We start from the raw sequence: 23,717 nt of genomic DNA on the forward strand, positions 1-23,717 counted from the left end.
AGCATGAGACTTGTTTTCAAGTCAATAAGAGCTGTAGCAGAAGAACAGCAGATAGTGCAAAACATTCTAAAGGAATTGTGACTTTTAATAAATTGCTTAACGACTAAAGTGTAAAAAAAATCCAAACTAAATAAAGAGTATTTTTTTTCTTGATAATACTTTTTTTTTAACTGTTGGTAAAAAGGAGAATAAGTGCTTATTCGAAAGCACTTACATCTCCAGCGCCATGACGGATAATTTCTGGATGTTCACCCGATAAATCAACAATACTGGTGGTTGTTAAAGTACCGAACCCACCATCGATAAAGACATCAATACGTTTAGCCAACTGATTTTCAATATCATAAGGATCATCAAGTGGGTCTTCTTGCCCTGGTAAAATCAATGTACTTGTCAGTAAAGGTTCACCAAGTTCTTTTAATAAAGCCTGACAAATCGGATTACTCGGAATACGTAAACCAATCGTTTTCTTTTTAGGGTGCATTAACCTGCGTGGAACTTCGCTGGTTGCAGGTAAAATGAAAGTCGTAATGGCAGGTGTATTTGCCTTTAATAATCTATAAGTCGCATTATCAACTTTTGCATAAGTGGCAATATCTGATAAATCGCAACACATAATTGCATATTGATGTTTAGGACCTAAATCACGAATTTGGGCAATACGTTCCATCGCATTTTTATTACCAATCTGGCATCCGATTGCATAGGCAGCATCGGTAGGGTAGACCACAACATCTCCTGCACGAATACGCTCAACCGCTTGGTCAATGAGGCGTTGCTGTGGATTTTCAGGATGTACATGTAAATGCAGCATATTTTAGAGACTCCATCACGCCAGTATTAAAAATAGTATTAGACTTTTCAAACTTGGGAAGCAAGTCACTTACGTAGTTTTTTTGTCATTTAATCAAGGAGTTCACGTTTAAATTCATTTAATTGTAACGCTGCGCCTGCTCGCGTACATTGGCAAATACATTCAATGAATCTTGCTGCATCAACAGGTAGTTTAGCTTCACCAGAAAAGTAACGTTGGACTTGGGCATAAACATTATCTTTAAACTTTTTGCCATCTCCGCCATCACCTGTCAGGTTATCTAGAGATACTCTAAATTTTCGGCCAAAAGACTGGGCAAATAGCCATTCTATGGCTTGAGGTTTGACTTCTACTTGTTCAAATAAATCCTGCTGTTCTTTAGTTCGGCCATCTGGCGCATACCAATAACCTAAATCGGGTAGTAGGCGTCTTTTTGCACCTGCAATTGTCCAATGGCTAATTTCATGCAAAGCACTATTAAAAAAACCATGGGCAAATTGAATTTTAGCTGGCTCATGTTCATTTGCTGGGAAATATTCTGGTTCAAATTCTCCACGAACTAATGTCACATTATGGTGGGAAAACCAGTGATTAAAGTGTAAAATAAGCCAATCAACTTGCTCAGACTCTAATTTTGAGCTTGGCCATGGTGAGAGTTGCACCATGTCAGGTAAAAGAGTGTTTTGGTGAGTTGAATGGGTGCAAACGAGTAATGAAGTGTTAACTTCAGGTTGCGGCTGCAACAGGTGCATTGCTTAATTTACCCCGAGTTCTGTCTAAAGAAGTACAAAATTGTATCTTAATCTTTGACAGAGTACCGATGAATTTGTAGAATTGCCGCCTTAATTATGTCAGCAAATACCTTTCCGGCACAGATTGAGCCGTTTAAATGGGCTGAACAAGGCTTTACATGGTCAGGTCAACTGCCATTGTCTCGTCTTGCTCGTATTGCTCGTGAAGCTGTTGGGTCAATTGATAACCAATTGATCAACATAGACTGTAAGCTATCAATGGATGCCTATCATCGCATTGTGTGGTTAGATGGTCATATGGAAACAAAAGTTCCGATGGAGTGCCAACGTTGTTTGGAACCTGTCGAAATGCCAATTGTTTCTGACTTTCATATTGCACTTGTAGATGATGAGTCACTGATAGAGCGCTTGGATGAGGATGCTGATTTCATCGTTTTAGGTGAAAGTGAGTCTTCGACAAAAGGTGATTTTGATACACCTGCTTCGATTAACTTGCTCGCATTACTAGAAGATGAACTGTTATTGTTGATGCCTTTATCTCCCAAGCATGATGCTTGTGAACATAAACATCAACCTACCATTCAGAACGTTGTCGAAGAGAAACGGGATAACCCGTTTGATGTTTTGGCAGGTTTGAAGGGTAAACTTAACTCATAATTTGTGTTATGATTATGAGATAAGACAACTGAATTTGTTCTGATCCATTTTTTCGATCTTTGTAAGGAGCCATCATGGCCGTTCAGCAAAACCGTAAAAGTCGCTCTCGCCGTGACATGCGCCGTTCACATGACGCTTTAACCGAGAATGCATTAACAGTAGACCAAGCAACTGGTGAAACTCATCGTCGTCACCACGTGACTAAAGACGGTTTCTACCGTGGTCGCCAATTATTCGCTAAAGCAGCTGATGCTGAATAATTGCATGATATGCATTAAGCGTGATGCTTAAGTATAGAAAAAATGGGAGCGAAAGCTCCCTTTTTTTGTTGTTTTTCGCAATTATAAATATACAAATTAAATGTTAAATTTCCGCTCCAGAGAAATGAGTGAAAACCCAAAAAGGATTTCTTATGTCTGCTAAACGTCTTGAACAAGTAGCTTTAGCCACAAAAACTGCATTTGTGTTTCCGGGTCAAGGTTCACAAAAAGTTGGTATGCTCGCTGAACTCGCAGAACAGTTTAGTGGAGTTGGGCAAACTTTTGCTGAAGCTTCAGACGCGCTAGGATTTGATCTTTGGCACATTGCGCAAAGTGGTGAAGGTTTAGACCAAACAGAAAACACCCAACCTGTATTATTAACTGCTAGCATCGCTTTATGGCGTCTATGGTTAGATTTAGGTGGTTTAGCGCCTAAATACCTTGCAGGGCACTCTTTAGGTGAATACAGCGCTTTAGTTGCAGCGGGTTCAATGAGTTTGGCAGATGCAGTTAAATTAGTTAATTTGCGTGGAAAACTCATGCAAAGTGCTGTTCCTCAAGGGGAAGGTGCTATGGCTGCAATTCTTGGTTTGGCCGATGATAAAGTAGTTGAATTGTGCCAAAGCGTGACTGCATCGGGTCAAGGTTCAGTTGAAGCTGCAAATTATAATTCACAAGGTCAGGTTGTAATTGCGGGTAGTACTGCATCTGTACAGCAAGTTATGGCATTGGCAAAAGAACAATCTGCTAAGGCAATTGCTTTACCAGTTTCTGTACCTTCGCATTGTTCATTGATGAAACCTGCTGCAGAGAAATTTGCAGAAGCTTTGGAACAAACTGCCATTGAGCTACCTACCATTCCTGTAATACAAAATGTCAACGCGGGAATTGCTACCGATGTTGCTCAATTACGTCAGGCTTTAACGGCACAATTGTACCAGTCTGTACAATGGACTCGTACCATGCAGTCTCTACAAGACCAAGGTATTCAGTACATTGTTGAGTGTGGTCCAGGTACAGTATTGAGTAATCTCGCAAAGCGTTTACCAAATATTGAAAAAGCTTTTTCTATTGATAGTAAGAGCAAAATGGAAGATGCCCTAAATGCTGTTTTAGTGGCAGAAGGAAAAATTGCATGACACAAGAACGCAAAGTTGCATTAGTAACGGGCGCGAGTCGGGGCATTGGCGCTGCAATTGCCCAGCAACTTATTCAAGACGGTTATTTTGTCGTAGGTACTGCGACTTCTGAATCTGGTGCACAAAAGCTAACTGATAGCTTTGGTGAACAAGGTGCAGGTTTGGCGCTCGACGTGCGTAATCTCGATGAGATTGAAGCAGTCGTGTCTCATATTGAACAGAACTATGGTCCTGTACTTGTTCTTGTTAACAATGCAGGTATTACGAAAGACAATTTGTTGCTTCGTATGTCTGAAGATGATTGGGATGACATTCTCAATATCCACCTTAAAGCCGTTTATCGTTTATCTAAACGCGTACTTAAAGGTATGACGAAAGCACGTTTTGGTCGAATTATTAATATCAGTTCTGTTGTTGCTCATTTTGCAAACCCAGGCCAAGCAAACTACTCTGCTGCTAAAGCAGGTATTGAAGCATTTAGCCGTAGCCTTGCAAAAGAGATGGGTAGCCGCCAAATTACTGTAAACAGTGTGGCACCAGGTTTTATTGCAACAGAAATGACAGATGCACTTAGTGAAGACATTCGCAAAAAAATGAGTGATCAAGTGGCTTTAAATCGCTTAGGTGAGCCACAAGATATCGCAAATGCGGTGAGTTTCCTTGCAAGTGATAAAGCAGGTTACATTACCGGTACGGTATTACATGTAAATGGTGGTTTATACATGGCCTAACGCCGATGTATAAACTTTTAAAAATTTTTATATTCAATTAAACTAGTGGCAAATCAAACGCCACAAGCAATGAGGAGAATTCCTGTGAGCGATATCGAACAACGCGTTAAACAAGCGGTTGCAGAACAACTTGGTCTTAAAGCTGAAGAGATTAAAAACGAAGCATCTTTCATGGATGACTTGGGTGCTGACTCTTTAGATTTAGTTGAACTTGTTATGTCTTTCGAAAATGACTTCGACATCACTATCCCTGATGAAGATTCAAACGAAATCACTACAGTTCAATCTGCAATTGACTATGTAACTAAAAAACTTGGTTAATTCGCATATTGCTGATTAAAAAGAAGGCCACCGTAAGGTGGCTTTTTTTATTTGAGTAAAATCATTGAGAGAGATACATATTTTTACAAGATCAACCTTAATTGATAGCAGAGGTGCCTCTTTTTTCAAGTATAACAATAAGGGTCAGTTTAATGACTTTACTATAAACAATAAGATGAGGACTAAAAATGGGTCTTTTTGATTTTGTAAAAGGTATTGGTAAAAAAAATACCGCACCAGCAGAACCACAACCAGCTCCAGCAACTCCAGCAGAACCTTCTGCACAGGAAGTGGCAAATAAATTATTAGGATTAATTAAAAGTTTAGGCCTTGGGGTGGAAGGCTTATCTGTAACATATAATGGTTCAACTGATACTGCGACTATTAATGGTCAAGTACAAAGCCAAGCGGATAAAGAAAAGATTATTCTTATTGTTGGTAACATCGATCATGTTGCACATGTAGATGACCAGATGACTGTTGTGACTCCAGAGCCGGAAAGCAAATTTTATACAGTAAAATCTGGTGATAATCTTTCAAAAATTGCGAAAGAATTTTATGGTGATGCAAACCAGTATCCGAAAATCTTTGAAGCAAATAAACCAATGTTGAAAGATCCAGATGAGATTTTCCCTGGTCAAGTTTTACGTATTCCACAGTAATTGGAATAAATAAAAAGGCGCTTTAAGCGCCTTTTTATTTGGTTGTTAAAATCGTTTTGGAATCTTTTGTCCATTAGGTACAGGTGTTTCGGCATTTTTTAAAACACCAAATAACCATGTTTCTGCATGTTGTACTGCAATTTTTAGAGAATCACCTAAAGCTAAGCGACCTGCAATAAAACTCGCTAATGAACAACCTGATCCATGATATTCCCCTTCAAGGCGAGGACAACTACTACTCGCCGCAAGTTCACCATCGATATATAAACTATTTTTAATGAAGTCGGGAGTATCTTCGTGTCCACCTTTTACTAATACAGCTTTAGCACCCATTTCAAATAACTTTTGTGTTGCTTGCTCTAAGTCGTCAATACCTGTTAATGCTCGTAATTCAACTGTATTGGGGGTAATAAGAGTCGCTAGGGGAATCAGTTCAACAAATGCTTTAACTAAAGTTGCTTGGTCTCCTAACGAACCGCCACTGTTTGCAACTAAAACAGGATCAAGTACATATTGATAGTCAGGATGAGCACGTAAAAATTCAGCGAGTGCAGCAATATTATCTGTGGTGCCCAGCATACCTGACTTAACACATTTAATTGGTAAGTCACCTACCACAGCATTAGCTTGAGCTAGTAATAGTTCTTTTGAGGTTGCTTCAAAGCCAAATACTTGTTGTGAGTTTTGAATGGTAAGAGCTGTACATGCAATTGCTGCATGGGCGCCACTTTGTCCAATCGCTTCAATATCGGCTTGTAAACCTGCACCACCTGAAGGGTCTAAACCCGAGAAACAAAGTACGGTTGGACGCACGGTTATTTCCTTTTCAATTTAAATTTACGTTAGTATAAGAGAGTTTGATTAAACTCTCGACCAATTGAATTAAATACTTTACTGGGTTAATGATTGAATGGCTATAAAACATATTTTGATTGATTTAGATGGAACCTTAACAGACCCAAAAGTTGGTATCCATACTTCAATTCGCTATGCAATGGAAAAACTAGGCTATCCATTGGCTGCCGATTTAGATATTGACTGGACAATTGGTCCACCATTAAAGCCATCACTCGCAAAATTATTAGCTACTCAAGATGATGATTTAGCTGAACAAGCTTTAATGGCTTATCGTGAGCGTTTCTCGGTCATTGGTTTATTTGAAAATGAAGTATATCCATCTGTTGCAAAAACGCTTAGCGCTTTAAAAAAAGAAGGATATCGTTTATTTGTTGCTACTGCTAAACCAACAATTTATGCGAAACGAATTTTAGATCATTTTGAATTAAGCCAATATTTTGTACATATTTATGGCAGTGAATTGACGGGTGAGCGGACTAATAAAGCTGAACTCATTCGTTATATTCTTGAGCATGAGCAATTAAACCCAGAAGAGTGTTTAATGGTAGGTGACCGTCAATATGATGTTTTAGGTGCTCGCCACAATGGTATTGAGGCGGTAGCTGTGACTTACGGTTATGGAACAGCAGAGGAACTTGCTCAAGCACAGCCAAAAGCAATGATTAATCAGTTCTCTGAACTTTTGGACTATGTTGAAGAACTGGCAGCACAAAAGAAAGTTTCTTAAATATAAATAAGTTTTAATTTATAGGTTTGGCTTTGTCGTAAAGCCAAACCTTTTTTATTTAAATACCGTGTTGTTGACGGTATTGAACAAGTTCTTCAATCGTAATCACAGTTAAGTGATGAGTTTGCGCATATGCTAAAACTTGAATGCCTGATGCCATAGTGCCATCTGGATTAGTCAATTCACATAACACACCAGCAGGTTTTAGACCGGCTAATCTTGCTAAATCAATTGTTCCCTCAGTATGACCACGTCGAGTAAGCACGCCACCATTACGTGCACGTAATGGGAAAACGTGACCAGGACGATTTAAGTCACTTGCAACAGCACCATCTTTAATAGCAGTTTTAATCGTTGTTACACGGTCTTTAGCAGAGACACCAGTGGTAACGCCTTGAGCAGCTTCAATGGTTATTGTAAACGCAGTATGAAACTGACTTGAGTTTTGAGAAACCATTGGTGGAAGATCTAAGTGATCTGCTAATTCTTCTGTCAGGCATAAACATACAATACCTGAGCCATCACGAATCATACGTGCCATGGTCTCAACAGTTAGCGTTTCTGCTGCAACGATTAAATCTGCTTCATTTTCACGATCAAAGTCATCCATAACCAAGACAGGTTTGCCTTGACGGATATCTTCTAATGCTTGTTGAATACGCTGCTCAGCAGGAGAGAGGGCTGAGAAAAAAAGTTCTGGTTGAATTAAGCTAGACATAATGAAACGCTCTCGTAAAAATACGGTTGAACATTTCAGGACTGATGTAAAAACAGGCTGGCACTGAAATAAAACGGATTTATCCCAGTTCGTCGTCTTCTTTCATCCGGACTATACCGTCGGCTTTGGAGTTTCACCAAATCTGCTCAAATTACACAATTTAAGCTCGTGGGCTTGTTAATCTATTCATAAAATTAACTTTACCACCGGTGGGGAATTCCACCCCGCCCTGAAGCGATGGGTTTTATTATAGCGCGCTTGGCAAAATTGGCTAGATGCTTTTGTAGAATGCTAAGTCTCATTATGAATAAGTATTTTCATAAATCGAAATAGGTTTTTTAACAAGAGCTTACTTGTTGGTTTTAAAAGTGAATGCTATGTTTTTTATAGAAAATTATAAATAAAACAGGTTTTTCATGCAGATTAGAGACGATTATCCATTTAGGAATACTTTATTTATTCAGCATCTCCATATTTTTAGTTATGTATTTATGGCGCTCAGTATTCTTTATTTAATTGCTGCTAACTGGTTGATGCTTCCTGATAGCATTCAACTCATTATTCCACCTGTTATATTGCTTGTCACAGCTTGGGTGAGCATAAACGATACCTTAAGCGAGGGAATACGGCAGACTTTACATGGTACTTGCGGCTTAATGATCGGTTTGAGTTTAGCTGTAATTGGGCAAGTTTATCAAACTGGTGCAGACAGTTATTTAGTTTTCTTGATTTGGACTCTGTTTTTATTGCCGTGGCTATATCGACCAAATATTGGAATCTTTGCTTTAATTTGTATTACAAGCCAACTTACACTTTTTTTATTTTTTAAACAGACTTTCTGGGCAGAAAAGTTTCCTTATCTTTATCTTTTTGCTCTAAATTTATTAAGTCTTGTCCAGTTCTGGATCTGCCAAAAAAAATATACAGTCTTACGTTTTGTTTTTATTGCTTGGTTTGCTGTTATTTCAATAATAGGGATGATCCAATTTTTATCGAATAAAAATTTACCGTATCTAATTTCCGCTTTCTTTCTAGGCGTTATTGCTTTCTACTATTTCTTTAAAAAGAATGATCAGCTATGTGCCAGTTTAATGGCTGCTGTTCTCGGTGTGACCGCAACAATATGGCTTGTAGATGGTATTAATCATTTATTTAAAGATTCTAATGAGTTCATTTTTTTATTGATTGCGGGCATTATTTTTATTTGGTTTGCACTTATTAGCTACTTCTTAATAAGAATTTTTCGCCAAAGCCGTTTTTATGTCATTCCGTTAGCAATTGGTGCTTGGCTTGCTGGTTTAGCACTTGCAGCATTTACACTCGTATTTTGGGAGACTATTTCTTTAATTATTGGAATCATTTTTGTTGTTATAGCTATAACATTACTGACAAAATCTCAAAGCTATTTCGTTCGGCAATTTGCATATTGTTTATTTGTGAGTGGGCAGACTGCTTTTTTATTCCATCTTGGTTCTGAGACAAATCAAATTCTATGGGTATTGATTGCCCAGATTTTTATTCTATGTATTAGTTATTTTCTTAAGCCTCATTGGTTCTTTATTTTAATTCAAATGCTCGCAACTTATGGCATAGCATTTATCTACATACTGCAACTAGACCATTCATTGTGGTCAGTACATCCGACTCAAACTTACTTCAATTTAACTTTACTTAACTATTTAATTTTTAGCTTAGTACTACTAATAGGGAGTAGGGCAGCTATATTGTATGAGCGGAGTATCTTTTTATGCGTACTTGCTATGATTTTGGTGAACTCATTCTTTGATAATTTTATAGGGTTAGCATTGCTTGATTCGGCTGATCAGTCATTATGGTTTTTCTATGTTTTACCAAGTCTATGGTTATTGTGCTTTAGTTTTTTCTATCTCTATAGGCAACTTCACGCTATAACTTTTTTTGCTTTTTTAATTTTTGCCATAGTACTTATTGCACTCGGCTATTTTGAAGTATTCATTCTATTTGTAATTTTGACATGGGCTTTAAAAAATAAAGATCACATTGTTTATGGTATCACGCTCCTTGTGTTCGCTATTGTGCTTTGGCAACTTTATTACAGTTTGCAATTAAGTTTTCTAGCTAAAAGTGCATCAATCTTGGTGTCCGGAATGATATTGTTGGCCTTATATAGGTTGCTCCTACAAGAAGCTAAGAACAATTGTATTGAGGGAGAAAAGTAATGAAAAAGTATTTCTCTCTTATTCTTGCAATAGTTACTGTATTAGTTTTTGCAGGTTTGGTTGTGAAAAATGAATGGCGCCTGCATCAGAGTAAAAGTATTTTTATTAAGCTTAAGCCAGTTGATCCTCGCTCCATATTACAAGGGGACTACATGGCGCTGGCGTATGAATTAAATTTACAATCTCTTAAAGCACTTTCAGGAAGCGAAGGTGAAGCTTTAGATCAAGTGATTCTTAATCATGCCAATATTCCAGCAAAAGTTATTTTGGATTCACAAAATCGAGTAGTTCGTACAATTTTAGATACTCACAATTCATTTGCTGGGCAAAGTTTAATTTTAAAAAATCCTGAAAATCGTTTGCAGGCTTTATATCCAGCTTCTCGAAGTTTTTTATTTGCCGAAGGTCTAGCCCAATGCTATGAAAAAGCAAAGTATGCTGAATTTAAGGTAAATACAAAAGGCGAGGCGACTTTATTTGATTTAAGAGGAGAAGAACTACAGCCTTTAAACTGTAAGCAGCAGCGAAGCTGGTGGAAGGGGACTGCTAGGAATTTGTAAAGTCAAATAAAAAAGCCCGTATTTACGGGCTTTTTTATTTTTAAATCTTTAATTAAGCAACTTGTACAGGAATGCAATTCGCTGTGTGGTTGACTGTATTATCTGGGTTTGCATATACCAAACGTGGTTTATGAGCATTTGCTTCAACTTCTGTGAAATCACCAAATGTAGCAATAATAACTAAATCGCCTACATCTGCTTGGTGAGCAGCACCACCGTTTACTGAAATAATGCCAGAGTTGTCTTCACCACGAATCGCGTAAGTTGTGAAGCGCTTGCCATTAGTTACGTTCCAAACGTGGATTTCTTCGTATTCACGAATACCAGCTAAATCCATCAATACGCCATCAATTGCACAAGAACCTTCATAGTGAAGTTCAGCATGGGTTACAACTGCACGGTGAATTTTGCATTTTAATAAACGAGATAGCATGGCTAGCGTCTCCTGAGTAGACCTAAGAAGATCTTATAGTGAAATCTTTTGCCTTTGCCATTCGGGCAAGGTGGCTGATGCGCATTTTGCTCCTAAAAAAGCAAGATAGCAAGCTTGATTGTTCAACAATTTAAGCTGGTTTATACGCATTAATTTGGTTCATGGCCTGTGATACCTGTCCTTGAACAAGTAGCTTTACTTTAGAAAGAGCATGATCAATTGCTCCATCCATCAGGCTTTGTTCACTACTTGGTGCTTTTCCGAGTACATGCCCAGAAACTCTTTCTTTTGAACCTGGATGTCCAATACCAATTCGTAAACGATGAAAATTTGGACCAATATGTGGGACAATATCACGTAAACCGTTATGACCACCGTGTCCACCGCCTGTTTTGAGACGAATTACACCAGGGTTCATATCAAGTTCATCATGAGCAATCAGAATTGCTTCTGGAGCAATTTGATAGAATTTTGAGAAAGGAACAACACTTTGTCCGGAACGATTCATGTAAGTCGTTGGTAGAAGTAAGCGAACATCATGTCCTTCTATATTACCACGACCACTGATTCCGTGAAATTTTGGATCATTTTTTAATGTAATGCCATATTTATCTGCAAGCTGTTCAACGAACCAGAAGCCTGCATTATGGCGGGTTTGGGCATATTCTGAACCAGGATTGCCCAAACCAACAATTAGCGAAATATTTGACACTAATTTACGCCTTTAAACACTTATGCGCGTTTGAAGTCAGCGTGCATAGGAGTGTTTTTAGATGGGTGACGTTGTAACGCTTGGATTTTAACGTTTTCAACTTTGTCGCCCACTTTGATTTCTACAACTTCTTCAAAGAAAGCATTGTTTTCTAAAGCTTTTACAAGCTCACGAAGTTCTAAAGTAACAGTTACAGGCTCAGCGTTACCACCGTAGATGATAGCTGGAACTAAAGATTCGCGACGAAGGCGGCGGCTCGCACCTTTCCCTTGTTTGTCTTCAGCACGCGCTTGAGCGTTGAATACGAAGTTTGCCATGAGATAAATCCTCATTAAAGATTAAATAAACTAAACTTGCGACCAGTTTAGTGATAGAAAACCCCAGCCAAAGCCAGGGTTAAGAAAAAGCTGCAATATTATAAACTATCGAACATCGCGCTGATAGACTCTTCGTTATTAATACGACGAATCGTTTCAGCAACCATGCTAGCAACAGAAACTTGACGGATTTTGCCCAAAGTCAATGCTTCTTCAGAAAGAGGAATTGTGTCAGTTACAACTAACTCATCAATGACTGAGTTGCGTAAGTTCTCAATTGCTTTACCTGAAAGTACAGGGTGAGTTGCATAAGCAACAACACGACGTGCACCAAATTGCTTAAGTGCATCAGCTGCTTTACACAATGTACCGGCTGTATCAACCATGTCATCTACAATAACGCAATCACGATCTTTTACATCACCAATCAAGTGCATAACTTGCGACTCATTGGCTTTTTGACGACGTTTGTCGATGATTGCTAAATCGATGTCACCCATCTGTTTGGCAACAGCACGTGCACGTACTACACCACCAACGTCAGGAGAAACCACCATAAGGTTATCATGTTGTTGTTGACGTAAGTCAGCAAGCAAAGCAGGAGTACCGTAGATGTTGTCGACTGGAATATCGAAGAAACCTTGGATTTGGTCAGCATGTAAGTCAATCATCACGACACGGTCAATACCAACAGTGGTAAGCATGTCTGCAACAACTTTAGCTGTAATCGGCACACGTGCAGAACGTGGACGACGGTCTTGGCGAGCATAACCAAAATAAGGAATAACAGCGGTAATACGACCAGCACTTGCACGACGCAAAGCATCTGCCATTACCAAGATTTCCATAAGGTTATCATTGGTAGGAGCACAAGTAGGCTGAACGATAAATACGTCTTTACCACGAACATTTTCAGTAATTTCTACTGAAATTTCTCCATCAGAAAAGTGACCGACTGATGCAGCACCTAGAGGGATATGTAAGTGACTTACGACTTTTTGAGCGAACTGTGGATGAGCATTTCCACTAAAAACGACAAGATTGGGCATGAAGCACCCTTGGCGGTTGGTATGTAATGAAATAGATGGCAGGGGCGGCTGGATTCGAACCAACGGATGCCGAGATCAAAACCCGGTGCCTTACCACTTGGCGACGCCCCTAATGCGGCAGAACTTTAATATTTTTGCAATGCAATGTCAAGAATAATCAACAAAAAGCAAGGCAATTAAGTCTGTCTTTAAAATAAGAGAATGGCAGGGGCGGCTGGATTCGAACCAACGGATGCCGAGATCAAAACCCGGTGCCTTACCACTTGGCGACGCCCCTAAATTCGATGATATATATGATGGCAGGGGCGGCTGGATTCGAACCAACGGATGGCGAGATCAAAACCCGCTGCCTTACCACTTGGCGACGCCCCTAATATAATCATCATTACAGGTGAAATTGGCAGGGGCGGCTGGATTCGAACCAACGGATGGCGAGATCAAAACCCGCTGCCTTACCACTTGGCGACGCCCCTAACTTGCAACTTTAAAATGGTGTAAAGGAGATTCTTTTAAACTATGTACCAAATAAGCTTTACATGGTGCATGTTTAAGAATGTCATCAACATTCATTTCATCGGTTACTTCAGTAAAAACACAAGCACCTGTACCTGTAAGCTTTGCATGACCAAATTGATCAAGATATTGCATCGCTTCTTCAACTTCGGGGTATAACTTTCTAGCCAAAGGCTCAAAGTTATTTCCAAAATTAGAAGGTTCTAACTGATAGGCGCAAAATTTAGTGGTCTTAGTGTCTCTTGTCAATGTTTTTTGTGAAAAAAGCAATTGAGTGCTGATAAAACAATCAGGTTTTAAAATAATGAACTGTTTTTGATCTAAGTCTATGAATGTTAAATGTTCACCAATACCTTCAGCCCATGCATTTTTACCATAAATAAAAATAGGAACATCTGCACCAAGTTTTACACCATAGTCTGCAAGCTCTGCCTGAGTCAGGCCACATTCCCATAATTGATTTAAAACGATAAGTGTTGTGGCAGCGTTTGAAGAACCTCCGCCTAGACCTGCACCCATTGGAATATTTTTTTCAATTTTGATGTGTAGACCACAAAGCTTTTTTGCATGCGGTTTTAGTATTTGAGCAGCCCGATAAATTAGGTTCTGCTCAAGTTGAACCTCACCTAAACCTTCAATTTGGATTTCATCTTTCTCAATAGGAGAAAAAGTCATCCAGTCATATAAATCAATGAGTTGGAAAATAGTTTGTAGTTCATGGTAACCATTTTCACGACGTCCTGTGATATGTAAAAACAGGTTGAGCTTGGCTGGGGAAGGAACTCGAATCATAGATTTATATAGTTAGGTTTAGCGGTTTTGGATAACCATTGTAATACGGTTTTCTTTATCTTCAGCAAGAGGTTGCTTTAAAACCAATTTATTTGGCAAAGTTTGTTCGCCATCATAACTAAAATTAACCGTCCAGCCATCTTCGATGAGTTGGCTCACTCGATTTGCATTATCTTTGCTAATTTGGGCATTTAAAGTTGCTGGCTTTGCTAAAATCCAACTGGTTAAATGAGTAATCGGCGCTTGCCAACCAGTCGCACGTTCTAAAAGTTCTTCAGGGGATGCCGCTGTAATAACGCCAGTTTTAGCACTGTTTAAAGTGACTTCACCCGGTTTTCCCTGAATTTGTGTTTTTCCAACACCTAAAATGCCACTTAACTCGATATCAAAATTATCTTGCTGTTGAACCCATGTGAAGAATGCACTACCACTTTGTTGTGGAGTACGTACGCCAATTTTACCTTGTAAATTGAAGTGTTTTTCGTCTTGCACTTGGTGGGTAACTGCGGGTTTAGGCTGAGTAAAATGCTGACAACCGGTTAAAAATAACACACTTGATCCACAGATCGCTGTGCACAGTTGGGCAAGTTTGCTCATAAATTTAACTCTTTTTTGCAGATGTAGGTAAAATTAACGCATCAAGCTGATGTAATTGTGGATCATTCGCGTGTTTTTGTTTCAGTTGTTGTAACACAGCACTAAATTCAGTTAATGATCCTTGCATATACAGTGCCTTAGCGTAACGAATCCCAATATTTATGTTATGACTAAGCTCATAAGCTTTGCCTAAAGCTTCCGCTGCGCCCTCATAATCATTTTGTAAAAAGGCAATATAACCTAGCGTATCTAAAATCGAAGCTTGTTCTGGTGCATATTCCAATGCTTGTTCAGCATATTGTCGTGCTTCTTTTAATCTGCGGTTTTGCAAAGCCAGCGTATACGCATAGGCATTCAGATAGGTCGGGCTATTGGGTTCTAACTGCAATAATTGCTTGAGTGTTTTATCGAGTTTATCGCGGTCAGTATAAGGGTCTAATAATAAGACTTCTGCATAGATGAGTTCCGGGTCATCTGGTAAATTTTTGATTGCTTCATCTAATAAATTTAAAGCAGCCTTTTTATTGCCCATTTTCTTTAAAATTTCGGCTTGAGCCTGATAGAGAAAACTTGCATGCTGCGGATAATTAACTCGCTCTTGAGTTAAAAAACGTAAAGCATCGTGTAAATTTTCTTGTTTATCATAGATTGCAATCAAACTACGCCTTGAAACAATATAGAGACTACCATCTACTAAACGGTAATAGGCTTTTGCAGTCTCATAATGCTGTTTTCGTTCTGCATTAATGGCTAAGTAGTAATACGCTTCATTTTGATACTTTGCAGAGTTGCGTAAATCAACCAAATATTGTTCAGCTTTATCATATTGCTTCAGGTCAATACTGGTTAAGCCTGCAATGAACAGCGCTTCTTCTGCACGAGGATTACTTTCAATAATTTTTTCTAATTTTTCAAGAGCAAGCTGAGGCTGATTAATCTGAATGAGATAACGTACTTCAGCTAATCGAATATCTAGATTTTTCTTATATTTACGACTGGATTTTGCATACCATTTTAAAGCACCTTCTTGATCACTTAGGGCAATCAATAGGTTTGCTTTCATCAAGATAAAGCTGGTTACTTTAGGGCGACGGCGTAGTGCACGGTTAATGGTATTTAAAGCAGGTTCTAATTGCCCATTTTGTGCTTCTAGGTTCGCGATAAGCGCTAAAATAGAAGGATTTTCCTTTTCTGCACTTGAACGTAAAGCAGTTAATAAAACTTCTCGATCTTGTGCATTTTCAGGTGCAATACTTGCCAAAATTTGTTCAAGATCGGCAGTTGGATCAATTTTTAAAATTTTATCTAAAGTTTCGGCAGCAAGCTGATATTCATGTGTTTTTAACGCAATATGCGATAAATAAAACAAAGCAGGGACGTCTTTAGGCTCTTGAACCACCCAGTGTGTTGCAATATTCAGTGCAGCTTGTAAGTCGTTATATTCAAGTGCAACATCTAGGGCGCGCTGCTTAATTGTTGTTGAGTTGCTTCTAATCGCAAGCACGGTGTAATTATGTAGTGCTGTAGGAATATCGTCGTAAGCTAAGGCAAATTCAGCGACCATACTCTGTTGTAGAGCCTGATCAAATGAATGCACGGCATAGGTCTCTTGCAGCGGACGTGCATAGACATATGAGGACATGCTACCTAACAATAAGAATGTGGTAGAATACTGTCTTATCGAAGCACCGTTAAAATTTATACGGCTATTCATTTGACGCAATTTTTATTGATCCAAAGTAATGCTTTTTATGACACCGATGTTGCACAATAGCATAAATTTAGCGAAATGATGATCTGATATGTCTTTCTTTGCATTGGGTGTCAACCATCAAACAGCTTCTGTAGAACTCCGCGAGCAAATTGCTTTCAATGCAGAGCGATTAAGTACTTTGCTTGCCGAGCAACGTTATCACGAGTCTTTAAAAGACTTGGTGGTTGTCTCAACCTGTAACCGTACAGAAGTCTACGCCATGGCGGAAGATGCCGAAAGCCTTCTGAAATGGTTAGCCGATGCCAATAATATTGATGTAAAGCAGTTAATTCATCATGTTTATCGTTACGAGAATGCTCAAGCCATCACACATTTAATGCGTGTCGCAAGTGGTTTGGATTCACTCATGTTGGGTGAACCTCAAATTTTAGGGCAGGTGAAAAGTGCTCTAGCACTGTCTAAAGAAGCACAGACGGTTTCTCCTGAATTAAATAGTGTATTTGAGTATGCTTTTTATGCAGCTAAGCGTGTTCGTTCAGAAACAGCTGTAGGTAGCCATGCGGTTTCAATGGGTTATGCGGTTGCACAGTTGGCTTTACAGGTTTTTAGTAAACCTGAAAAACTCACAGTGATGGTGGTTGCAGCAGGTGAAATGAACAGTCTGGTTGCCAAACACTTAGCGGAAATGGGTGTAGCCAAGATTATTATCTGTAACCGTAGCCGTGAGCGTGCTGACCAGTTAGCACAAGAAATTGCCCATCGTGTTGAAGTTGAGATTATTGATTTTTCAGCGTTATCAGAAAATTTATATCGTGCTGATGTTGTTTCAAGTTGTACGGGGAGTTTGCATCAAGTTATTGCATATGCAGATGTCAAAAGTGCATTAAAAAAACGCCGTTATCAACAAATGTTGATGGTTGATTTGGCTGTACCGCGTGATATTGACCCTAAAGTGGAATCACTTGATGGGGTGTATTTATACGGTGTAGATGATCTACAAAGTGTAATTGATGAAAACTTGGCTCAACGTCGTCAAGCAGCTGTTGAAGCGGAAGTGATGGTGAATCAGTTAGCCACTCAACTGATTACACATCAAAAAGTCAAAGAAGCGGGCAGCACAATTCATGCTTATCGCCAACATAGTGAAGAAATTAGTCAACACGAGCTTGCTCATGCGTTAGAAGCTTTGCATCATGGTGGAGATCCAGAGCAAGTTCTACAGCAGTTAGCCCATCGTTTGACGCAAAAGTTAATGCATCCAACATCTATGTTGCTACGTGAAGCTGCTAAAGCAGAAAACCCTGATCATTTCGAATGGCTACAACAGCATTTACAGGATGTATTTGATCATGAGCGAAAACCAAAACGTTAAGACAGCAATCTTAAACTGATTTGTTTGGTGAGCTCATTGAGTTGTTGTCTTAAGTTTCTTGACTCAACTAATGAAATTTTAGATTTCAGTTTTTGACGTAAATATCTTTCTTGCAAGCCTAACGCATATTCTTTAGCGAGTTTATCGGCGACTTCAGGTGCTTGAGTTAATGCCTGAATATTGGTTCTTTGCATAATATCTGCAATTTCATGGCAATAACTGCTACATGCACCTAAAACATAATAAGTCGCTAGCTCTTGGTCATCAGGCAACTCATCAAATATACGATTTAAAATTGCTAATATTTTAGCCAATAACTCATCTTGCGGAATATAGGCACGTAATCCTTCAAAATGAATATACAGAAATGGATGGTGCATCAAAATTGCGACAGCAAAGTCTTCATCTTTCGTTTGAATATTAAATGATAACGATGCATCGTGACTAACTTGTGGGGTAAAACGCTTACCTAAACCTAATTTTTCACGGAAAGATTGGGTTAATAGATAACGGAAGGAACCTTGTTTTGGCAATAACTCGGTGAGTTCCCTTAACTCACCCATGACAAGACTCTTGCCTTCAGGCGTACTAATGTCATGTTGACCCGTAAGATGGGCAAAAACAAAATCAGAGAGCAGTGGAGCTTGGTCTAATAGTCTTTGGAAGTTTTCGAGACCTTCACGTCGGATTAGGGAGTCTGGGTCGTGGTCATTTGGCAATACAAAGAACTTAAGTTCACGGCCATCATTTAGGAGGGGTAATGCAATTTCTAAAGTTCGACGTGCTGCTTTTTGACCTGCGATATCACCGTCAAATGCAATGGTAATTCGATTATTTTGCTTAAATAAAATATTAAGATGTTCAGTATTACTCGCCGTTCCCAAAGTCGCGACAGCACCTGTAATGCCGTATTGCTGTAAAGCAATGACATCCATATATCCTTCAACCATTAACCAGTCATTCGACTTTAATTTTCTACCTTCATAGAGACCATAAAGTAATTGGTTTTTATGGAAAACTTCTGAGTCTGGCGAGTTAATGTATTTAGGTTTAATTTCATCATTGAGCGCACGACCACCAAAACCAACTACACGGCCCTTAGGGTCTCGAATTGGAAAAATGACACGGTCACGTAAAAGGTCAAAGTCACGACCACTGTCACTTGAACGGATGAGTCCAAGTTGTTTTAAACCATCAATGTCGTAAGGGAAAGCTTTTTCTAAATGTTGCCAGTCTTCTGGAGCATACCCTAAACGCCAGAACTGAATCGTCTGGTCAGTTAAACCACGCTGTTTGAAGTAATTTTTAGCTTTCTGACTTGTTGGTAATTGATGTTCATAAAACTGAGCAACATTTTCTAGAAGGTCATATAAATTACCTTCTTGTACTGGCTCATCAAAACTAAATGGCTGTTCAAACTGTGCAAATGGATCATCAAAATATACTGGTTCAAGCGTATTGTACTGATCATCTATAGGTGCTTGGGCATTTGGTTCTACAACCGTTTTTTGTGGAACGGGTGGCTTAGTAACTTGGCGGGTATAAGACAGTTTTTTATTATCAGTATTATCTTTGGGTAATTCGATCCCCGCATTACTCGATAACTCTTTCATGACATCAATAAAGTTTCGGTTATCAATATCCATTAAGAAGCGGATAGCATTTCCGTTTGCCTGACAGCCGAAGCAGTGATAGTACTGTTTATCGCGATAAACATGGAAAGAGGGGGTTTTCTCTTGATGAAAAGGGCAACAACCAGAATATGTTCGTCCGGTCTTTTTCAATTTCACACGTTGACCAATCAGATCGACAATATCTGTTCGATCTAGAATCTGATCAATCGTATGCTGTGGAATTGCCATAATTCAGATAACCGTGTTTAAACTAATGATGCGATAGGTCAGATTATTCTGACATGATGAACCGAGATATGCCCGATAAATATTTTACTATTTTATAAAAACAAACAGGCAAGTGATATCACTTGCCTGTTTGTTGGTTATTTTTAAGCTGTTATTGCTTATTGAGCAGCATCATCTGGTTCAGACGAAGAAGCTGCAGGTGCAGTTGTTGCACCTTCTGCTGCTTTTTCTGGTTTATCAAGTAAACCGAAGCTTAAACGGTTAGTCCAACTACGTTCAGTTTTTGGAGTCTCAACCGGTGCCTTTGTTGTTTCTTGAGTTTCTTCTTTGCCAGAATTACCAATTAAACCAAAGCTTACACGGTTAAGTAGACTACGTTTAGGTTCTGTTTCAGTAGTTGTCGTATCTGGTGTTGTAGACTTAGATTCACGGCCGAGAATACCCAAGGTAGCACGGTTAATCCAGTTGCCTTCTTTACGAGCAGCACGCATGTTTACTGTGCCATTTTTATTAACCAGACTAGGATAATTAAGCTTTAAAACTTCGATGTATTGTTGTGAAGTTGCCTTGTCACCCAACTGGTCATAGCTGTATGCTAAAGTTGCTAGTGCTTCTGGTACTTGAGGTGTTTGTGGATAGTGTTCAATTACCCATTGTGAACGCTCAGCCGCTGCAACCCATGCTTTACGCTTAACGTTAAAACGTGCTGTATTCATTTCACTTTCAGCAAGCTCTTGGCCAATAAACTTCATACGCTGTGCTGCATCGACAGAGTATTGGCTACTTGGGAAGCGACGAATCAAATCAACGAAGTTTTGATAAGCAAGTTTTAAATAACTGATGTCACGGTGTGATTGTTGCAAAGATGTGTAACGCAATAAGCTGTCGTAGTTCATCTCCATATTAGATACGCCACGTACATAGTAGGCATAATCTACATTTGGATGCTGAGGATTTAAGCGAATAAAGCGTTCAGCTAGAGCAATCGCCCCTTCATAATCTTTTTGTTTAAATTTTGAATAGAGAAGTTCAAGTTGTGCTTGTTGTGCGTATTGTCCAGTTGGATAATAGGTATCAATCGCCTCTAAAGATTTGGTAGCGTCAAGATATTGACCACGATCAAGAGATTTTTGGGCCTTTTCAAAATATGCTTGTTCGCTAGATTGAGGGCCAGTATCGACCACATCTTTTTTACTTGGATTGCTGCTACAGCCCACAAATGCAGACGCTACACCTAAAGATAAGGCAAGCATCGTAATTTTATAACGTGGTAGCGACATAAAAACTCCTCTGTTATGTTGGGCAATGAGCTACAATTGCGCTATTAAACCACTTTTATCTCAATGATCAAATGACTTCAGCACAATCTTCAAACACAAACTTCTCTGAAACCGACTTCAATTTACTTGAAGATTCTGAGGATGCAGATAACCATACTTCTGATACAACTGCAACACGTTTATCGTTGCAAGTTCAGCTAGATGAAAGCTACTTAGGGCAACGCATCGACCAAGTTGCAGCTATGGTGTGGAGTGAGTTTTCGCGTGAAAAGCTCAAGCAATGGTTGAAGGATGGCCATCTGTTGGTGAATGGTAACATTGTCAAACCTAAGCACCGTTGTGAAGGCACAGAGCTGCTTACACTCGAAGTTGAGCTTGAAGCTCAGACTACGAGTCAACCTGAAAACATTCCACTCAACATTGTTTATGAAGATGACGATATTTTAGTCATTAATAAACCAGTAGGGATGGTGGTACATCCAGGAGCAGGTAATACTTCTGGAACTTTAGTAAATGCTTTGCTTTACCATTCTCCAAAATTGGCAGAACTTTCTCGTGCTGGTTTAGTACATCGTATCGATAAAGACACCAGCGGTTTATTGGTTGTTGCTAAAACGTTAGAAGCGCAATTTTCTTTAAGTAAACAATTGGCAAATAAGTCGGTTTATCGTGTATATGACTTAGTTGTTTATGGAAATATTATTGCTGGCGGTACGATTGATGAGCCAATTAAACGCCACCCAGTTGACCGTGTAAAAATGGCAATTTTGCCGGGCGGGCGTGATGCGGTGACTCACTACAATGTAAAAGAGCGTTTTAAAGATTTTACTCGTGTGCAAGCGCGTCTTGAAACAGGCCGAACTCATCAGATTCGTGTGCATTTTAGTTATATTGGCTACGGCTTAATTGGTGATCAGGTTTATATGAACCGTGTACGTGTGCCTGCAGGTGCATCTGAATTACTGATTGAAACTTTACGTGGTTTTAAACGCCAAGCATTGCACGCAGCTAAGTTGGGCTTAAAACATCCGCGTACTGGTGAAGAAATGTTATTTGAAGCACCATGGCCTGAAGATTTTACTCAGTTGGTTAATGTGTTACGTTCAGAAAACGCTGCATATTAAGGACATGTATATGGAATTTGTTCAAGGTTTACCTCAAGGCGTATTTGTAGGGCAGACACGTGTTCAACATCCTTTGGCTTTGCCAACGGATCAAACCGAATTAACAGGTTTTAATCTTGCTTTACATGTTAAAGATGAAGCTGGTCGCGTTCAGCAGCATCGAATGATGCTGTTAGAAGAGTTTGCTCAGTTTGGCGTTAAGAAAATGACGTGGATGACTCAAACGCATAGTACAATTTGTCATACGGTAAATGAACAAATTCCCTTTAATGCTTTAATCGGCGATGGCTTGGTTACTCAAACCAAAGGTCATGCATTAATGATGATGACAGCCGATTGTTTACCTGTAGTCCTTGGTAATGCTGAGGGCACTGAAGTTGCCAACTTACATGCAGGATGGCGTGGTTTGGCGGGTGGTATTATTGAAAATACAGTTGCTGCGATGCAAAGCCCACCAACATGGGCGTGGTTAGGAGCTGCGATTAGTCAACCTTGCTTTGAAATTGGAGCTGAAGTAAAAAAAGCCTTTTGTGATAAATATCCTGAATTGGAAACTGCATTTATTGATGGGGCTGCTTCAAATAAATTTCACGCAGATTTATACGCGATTGCTCGTTTTATTTTGCAAAGACTTGGTGTTAAGCAAGTTTTAGGCGGCGATCAATGCTCATATCAACAGGGTGATGAGTATTTTTCTTATCGCCGTGATGCTAAAACGGGACGTATGGCAACTTTTGTTTTTATTTAGTTTATAAAAAATCGTATTTCATTTTAGAAGTACGATTGTTGTGTTATTACTCTCTTATGTTATTTAGAATTTAAAATGACATAAGAGAGTTTTTATTTTTGTATTTTCAGTACTTACTAAAATAATTCATTAAAAAGCTGGTCTTTGATACTTATAGATCATGGTTTAGCAAGTTTTAATAAAATGATAAAATACAAAAAATCGCTCAAAAAATTAAGCTTATGTCTTTGCCTGAAAAACATCTCTCAATTGTCTATCACAGCCCCTATGGTCATACCGCAAAGGTAGCGTTTGCTATTGCTGCTGGTGCAGAGGTAATGGGTGTTAAAGTACATGTGATGAATATTGAGCACATTGACTGGGATGTTTTAGATGCCTCACAGGGTATTATTTTTGGCTCGCCAACGTATATGGGAAGCGTAACTGCCGATTTTAAAAAGTTTATGGATAGTACATCTAAACGTTGGAAAAATCGTTTATGGCAAGGCAAGTTAGCAGCAGGTTTTGCTAATTCGGGTGGTTTGAGCGGTGATAAACTTGCAGTTTTGCAGCAGATTAATATTTTTGCGATGCAGCATGGCATGCTGTGGTCAGGGTTACCTTTAATAACAACAGGTCATACCGAAACCGATTTAAACCGTTTATCGAGCTGTTTAGGTTTAATGACTCAGTCAGATAATGCACCTGTTGAAATTACACCGCCGCAAGGTGATTTAGATACTGCAAAATGGTTTGGTGAGTATATTGCCGGGCTTTTATATAGATTAAATTAAATAAATCATGCGATATAAAAAAAGCCTCTAACAG

26 protein-coding genes, 4 tRNA genes and 1 riboswitch are annotated in these 23,717 nt (G+C 39.0%); of the genes, 13 read left to right on the forward strand and 17 right to left on the reverse strand.

Features of this window, described 5'->3' with window-relative positions:
• Window positions 1–196: 196 nt before the first annotated feature.
• Window positions 197–814 carry an L-threonylcarbamoyladenylate synthase gene (locus ACG59Z_RS08620; protein ID WP_151761909.1) on the reverse strand — a complete coding sequence of 206 codons (618 nt, stop codon included), beginning with the start codon at window positions 812–814 and terminating at the stop codon, window positions 197–199.
• Window positions 815–903: 89 nt separating this feature from the next.
• Complete coding sequence (locus tag ACG59Z_RS08625; protein WP_400198841.1) at window positions 904–1,566, reverse strand: elongation factor P hydroxylase; 663 nt, start codon at window positions 1,564–1,566, stop codon at window positions 904–906.
• 96 nt (window positions 1,567–1,662) lie between these two features.
• Here ACG59Z_RS08625 and ACG59Z_RS08630 point away from each other — a divergent pair, with 96 nt between their 5' ends.
• The 6 genes from ACG59Z_RS08630 to lysM all read left to right on the forward strand — a co-directional run bounded on the left by ACG59Z_RS08630 (window position 1,663) and on the right by lysM (window position 5,336).
• The gene (locus ACG59Z_RS08630; RefSeq protein ID WP_002050389.1) at window positions 1,663–2,223 is read left to right on the forward strand and encodes a DUF177 domain-containing protein; all 561 of its coding nucleotides are present in this window, start codon (window positions 1,663–1,665) and stop codon (window positions 2,221–2,223) included.
• A gap of 74 nt (window positions 2,224–2,297) precedes the next feature.
• On the forward strand, window positions 2,298–2,483 hold the full coding sequence (rpmF, locus tag ACG59Z_RS08635) for a 50S ribosomal protein L32 (RefSeq protein WP_000290730.1): 186 nt from the start codon (window positions 2,298–2,300) through the stop codon (window positions 2,481–2,483).
• A gap of 152 nt (window positions 2,484–2,635) precedes the next feature.
• Window positions 2,636–3,622 carry an ACP S-malonyltransferase gene (gene fabD, locus ACG59Z_RS08640; RefSeq protein ID WP_311070148.1) on the forward strand — a complete coding sequence of 329 codons (987 nt, stop codon included), beginning with the start codon at window positions 2,636–2,638 and terminating at the stop codon, window positions 3,620–3,622.
• The gene (fabG, locus tag ACG59Z_RS08645) at window positions 3,619–4,353 is read left to right on the forward strand and encodes a 3-oxoacyl-ACP reductase FabG (protein WP_000191300.1); all 735 of its coding nucleotides are present in this window, start codon (window positions 3,619–3,621) and stop codon (window positions 4,351–4,353) included. Before fabD ends, fabG begins: the two co-directional genes overlap by 4 nt.
• Before the next feature lie 84 nt (window positions 4,354–4,437).
• Window positions 4,438–4,674 (forward strand): acyl carrier protein, encoded by a 237-nt coding sequence (gene acpP, locus ACG59Z_RS08650; RefSeq protein WP_001279871.1) that lies wholly within the window; start codon window positions 4,438–4,440, stop codon window positions 4,672–4,674.
• Window positions 4,675–4,862: 188 nt separating this feature from the next.
• Window positions 4,863–5,336 (forward strand): peptidoglycan-binding protein LysM, encoded by a 474-nt coding sequence (gene lysM, locus ACG59Z_RS08655; protein WP_263613054.1) that lies wholly within the window; start codon window positions 4,863–4,865, stop codon window positions 5,334–5,336.
• A 45-nt stretch (window positions 5,337–5,381) separates the two neighbouring features.
• On the opposite strand, the gene ACG59Z_RS08660 is transcribed toward lysM, so the two are convergent.
• Window positions 5,382–6,149: a hydroxymethylpyrimidine/phosphomethylpyrimidine kinase gene (locus tag ACG59Z_RS08660; protein WP_400198842.1), complete on the reverse strand. Its 768-nt coding sequence runs from the start codon at window positions 6,147–6,149 to the stop codon at window positions 5,382–5,384.
• Window positions 6,150–6,246: 97 nt separating this feature from the next.
• Here ACG59Z_RS08660 and ACG59Z_RS08665 point away from each other — a divergent pair, with 97 nt between their 5' ends.
• Window positions 6,247–6,921, forward strand: coding sequence for an HAD-IA family hydrolase (locus ACG59Z_RS08665; protein WP_396521214.1), 675 nt, complete (start codon window positions 6,247–6,249; stop codon window positions 6,919–6,921).
• A gap of 58 nt (window positions 6,922–6,979) precedes the next feature.
• Here the strand turns inward: ACG59Z_RS08665 and ribB are convergent, their stop codons facing one another.
• Entirely contained in the window at window positions 6,980–7,639 is a 660-nt protein-coding gene (gene ribB, locus ACG59Z_RS08670) for a 3,4-dihydroxy-2-butanone-4-phosphate synthase (protein WP_400198843.1), read from the reverse strand.
• Window positions 7,640–7,729: 90 nt separating this feature from the next.
• Window positions 7,730–7,879: riboswitch (FMN riboswitch) on the reverse strand.
• A gap of 176 nt (window positions 7,880–8,055) precedes the next feature.
• Here ribB and ACG59Z_RS08675 point away from each other — a divergent pair.
• On the forward strand, window positions 8,056–9,837 hold the full coding sequence (locus tag ACG59Z_RS08675; RefSeq protein WP_400198844.1) for a DUF2157 domain-containing protein: 1,782 nt from the start codon (window positions 8,056–8,058) through the stop codon (window positions 9,835–9,837).
• Window positions 9,837–10,397 (forward strand): GDYXXLXY domain-containing protein, encoded by a 561-nt coding sequence (locus tag ACG59Z_RS08680; RefSeq protein WP_400198845.1) that lies wholly within the window; start codon window positions 9,837–9,839, stop codon window positions 10,395–10,397. Before ACG59Z_RS08675 ends, ACG59Z_RS08680 begins: the two co-directional genes overlap by 1 nt.
• A 52-nt stretch (window positions 10,398–10,449) precedes the next feature.
• Here the strand turns inward: ACG59Z_RS08680 and panD are convergent, their stop codons facing one another.
• From panD to ACG59Z_RS08735, 11 genes are all read right to left on the reverse strand, one after another.
• On the reverse strand, window positions 10,450–10,830 hold the full coding sequence (gene panD, locus ACG59Z_RS08685) for an aspartate 1-decarboxylase (protein ID WP_016142035.1): 381 nt from the start codon (window positions 10,828–10,830) through the stop codon (window positions 10,450–10,452).
• Window positions 10,831–10,960: 130 nt separating this feature from the next.
• Window positions 10,961–11,542, reverse strand: a complete 582-nt coding sequence (gene pth, locus ACG59Z_RS08690; protein ID WP_002050315.1) for an aminoacyl-tRNA hydrolase — start codon at window positions 11,540–11,542, stop codon at window positions 10,961–10,963.
• Window positions 11,543–11,562: 20 nt separating this feature from the next.
• Complete coding sequence (gene rplY, locus ACG59Z_RS08695; protein ID WP_263613059.1) at window positions 11,563–11,859, reverse strand: 50S ribosomal protein L25; 297 nt, start codon at window positions 11,857–11,859, stop codon at window positions 11,563–11,565.
• 98 nt (window positions 11,860–11,957) lie between these two features.
• Window positions 11,958–12,908, reverse strand: a complete 951-nt coding sequence (locus ACG59Z_RS08700) for a ribose-phosphate pyrophosphokinase (protein ID WP_002120445.1) — start codon at window positions 12,906–12,908, stop codon at window positions 11,958–11,960.
• A gap of 36 nt (window positions 12,909–12,944) precedes the next feature.
• Window positions 12,945–13,019, reverse strand: a tRNA-Gln gene (locus ACG59Z_RS08705).
• A 91-nt stretch (window positions 13,020–13,110) separates the two neighbouring features.
• Window positions 13,111–13,185: transfer RNA gene (locus ACG59Z_RS08710), tRNA-Gln, on the reverse strand.
• A gap of 20 nt (window positions 13,186–13,205) precedes the next feature.
• Window positions 13,206–13,280 (reverse strand) — tRNA-Gln (locus ACG59Z_RS08715).
• A 26-nt stretch (window positions 13,281–13,306) separates the two neighbouring features.
• Window positions 13,307–13,381 (reverse strand) — tRNA-Gln (locus ACG59Z_RS08720).
• Window positions 13,380–14,213 carry a 4-(cytidine 5'-diphospho)-2-C-methyl-D-erythritol kinase gene (gene ispE / locus ACG59Z_RS08725; RefSeq protein ID WP_396479782.1) on the reverse strand — a complete coding sequence of 278 codons (834 nt, stop codon included), beginning with the start codon at window positions 14,211–14,213 and terminating at the stop codon, window positions 13,380–13,382. The genes ACG59Z_RS08720 and ispE overlap by 2 nt, the downstream gene beginning before the upstream one ends.
• An 18-nt stretch (window positions 14,214–14,231) precedes the next feature.
• Window positions 14,232–14,810, reverse strand: coding sequence for a lipoprotein insertase outer membrane protein LolB (gene lolB / locus ACG59Z_RS08730; RefSeq protein WP_304591776.1), 579 nt, complete (start codon window positions 14,808–14,810; stop codon window positions 14,232–14,234).
• 4 nt (window positions 14,811–14,814) lie between these two features.
• The gene (locus ACG59Z_RS08735) at window positions 14,815–16,524 is read right to left on the reverse strand and encodes a tetratricopeptide repeat protein (RefSeq protein ID WP_400198846.1); all 1,710 of its coding nucleotides are present in this window, start codon (window positions 16,522–16,524) and stop codon (window positions 14,815–14,817) included.
• A gap of 88 nt (window positions 16,525–16,612) precedes the next feature.
• On the opposite strand from ACG59Z_RS08735, the gene hemA reads away from it, so the two are divergent.
• A complete protein-coding gene (gene hemA, locus ACG59Z_RS08740; RefSeq protein ID WP_311087054.1) occupies window positions 16,613–17,896 on the forward strand; it encodes a glutamyl-tRNA reductase in 1,284 nt (427 codons plus the stop codon).
• On the opposite strand, the gene ACG59Z_RS08745 is transcribed toward hemA, so the two are convergent.
• Both ACG59Z_RS08745 and ACG59Z_RS08750 read right to left on the reverse strand, forming a co-directional pair.
• Window positions 17,893–19,758 (reverse strand): DNA primase, encoded by a 1,866-nt coding sequence (locus ACG59Z_RS08745; RefSeq protein ID WP_400198847.1) that lies wholly within the window; start codon window positions 19,756–19,758, stop codon window positions 17,893–17,895. The genes hemA and ACG59Z_RS08745 overlap by 4 nt on opposite strands.
• A 158-nt stretch (window positions 19,759–19,916) precedes the next feature.
• Window positions 19,917–21,038: an outer membrane protein assembly factor BamD gene (locus ACG59Z_RS08750; RefSeq protein ID WP_396479778.1), complete on the reverse strand. Its 1,122-nt coding sequence runs from the start codon at window positions 21,036–21,038 to the stop codon at window positions 19,917–19,919.
• Between the two features lie 71 nt (window positions 21,039–21,109).
• Here ACG59Z_RS08750 and rluD point away from each other — a divergent pair, with 71 nt between their 5' ends.
• The 3 genes from rluD (at window position 21,110) to ACG59Z_RS08765 (ending at window position 23,683) form a co-directional block, all read left to right on the forward strand.
• On the forward strand, window positions 21,110–22,162 hold the full coding sequence (gene rluD / locus ACG59Z_RS08755) for a 23S rRNA pseudouridine(1911/1915/1917) synthase RluD (protein WP_311070476.1): 1,053 nt from the start codon (window positions 21,110–21,112) through the stop codon (window positions 22,160–22,162).
• A 10-nt stretch (window positions 22,163–22,172) separates the two neighbouring features.
• Window positions 22,173–22,910, forward strand: coding sequence for a peptidoglycan editing factor PgeF (gene pgeF, locus ACG59Z_RS08760; protein ID WP_400198848.1), 738 nt, complete (start codon window positions 22,173–22,175; stop codon window positions 22,908–22,910).
• 221 nt (window positions 22,911–23,131) lie between these two features.
• Window positions 23,132–23,683, forward strand: coding sequence for a flavodoxin family protein (locus ACG59Z_RS08765; RefSeq protein WP_400198849.1), 552 nt, complete (start codon window positions 23,132–23,134; stop codon window positions 23,681–23,683).
• Window positions 23,684–23,717: the final 34 nt, after the last annotated feature.

This window comes from Acinetobacter sp. ABJ_C1_1 (assembly GCF_044684115.1).
In the GTDB taxonomy this organism is placed as follows: domain Bacteria; phylum Pseudomonadota; class Gammaproteobacteria; order Pseudomonadales; family Moraxellaceae; genus Acinetobacter; species Acinetobacter nosocomialis_A.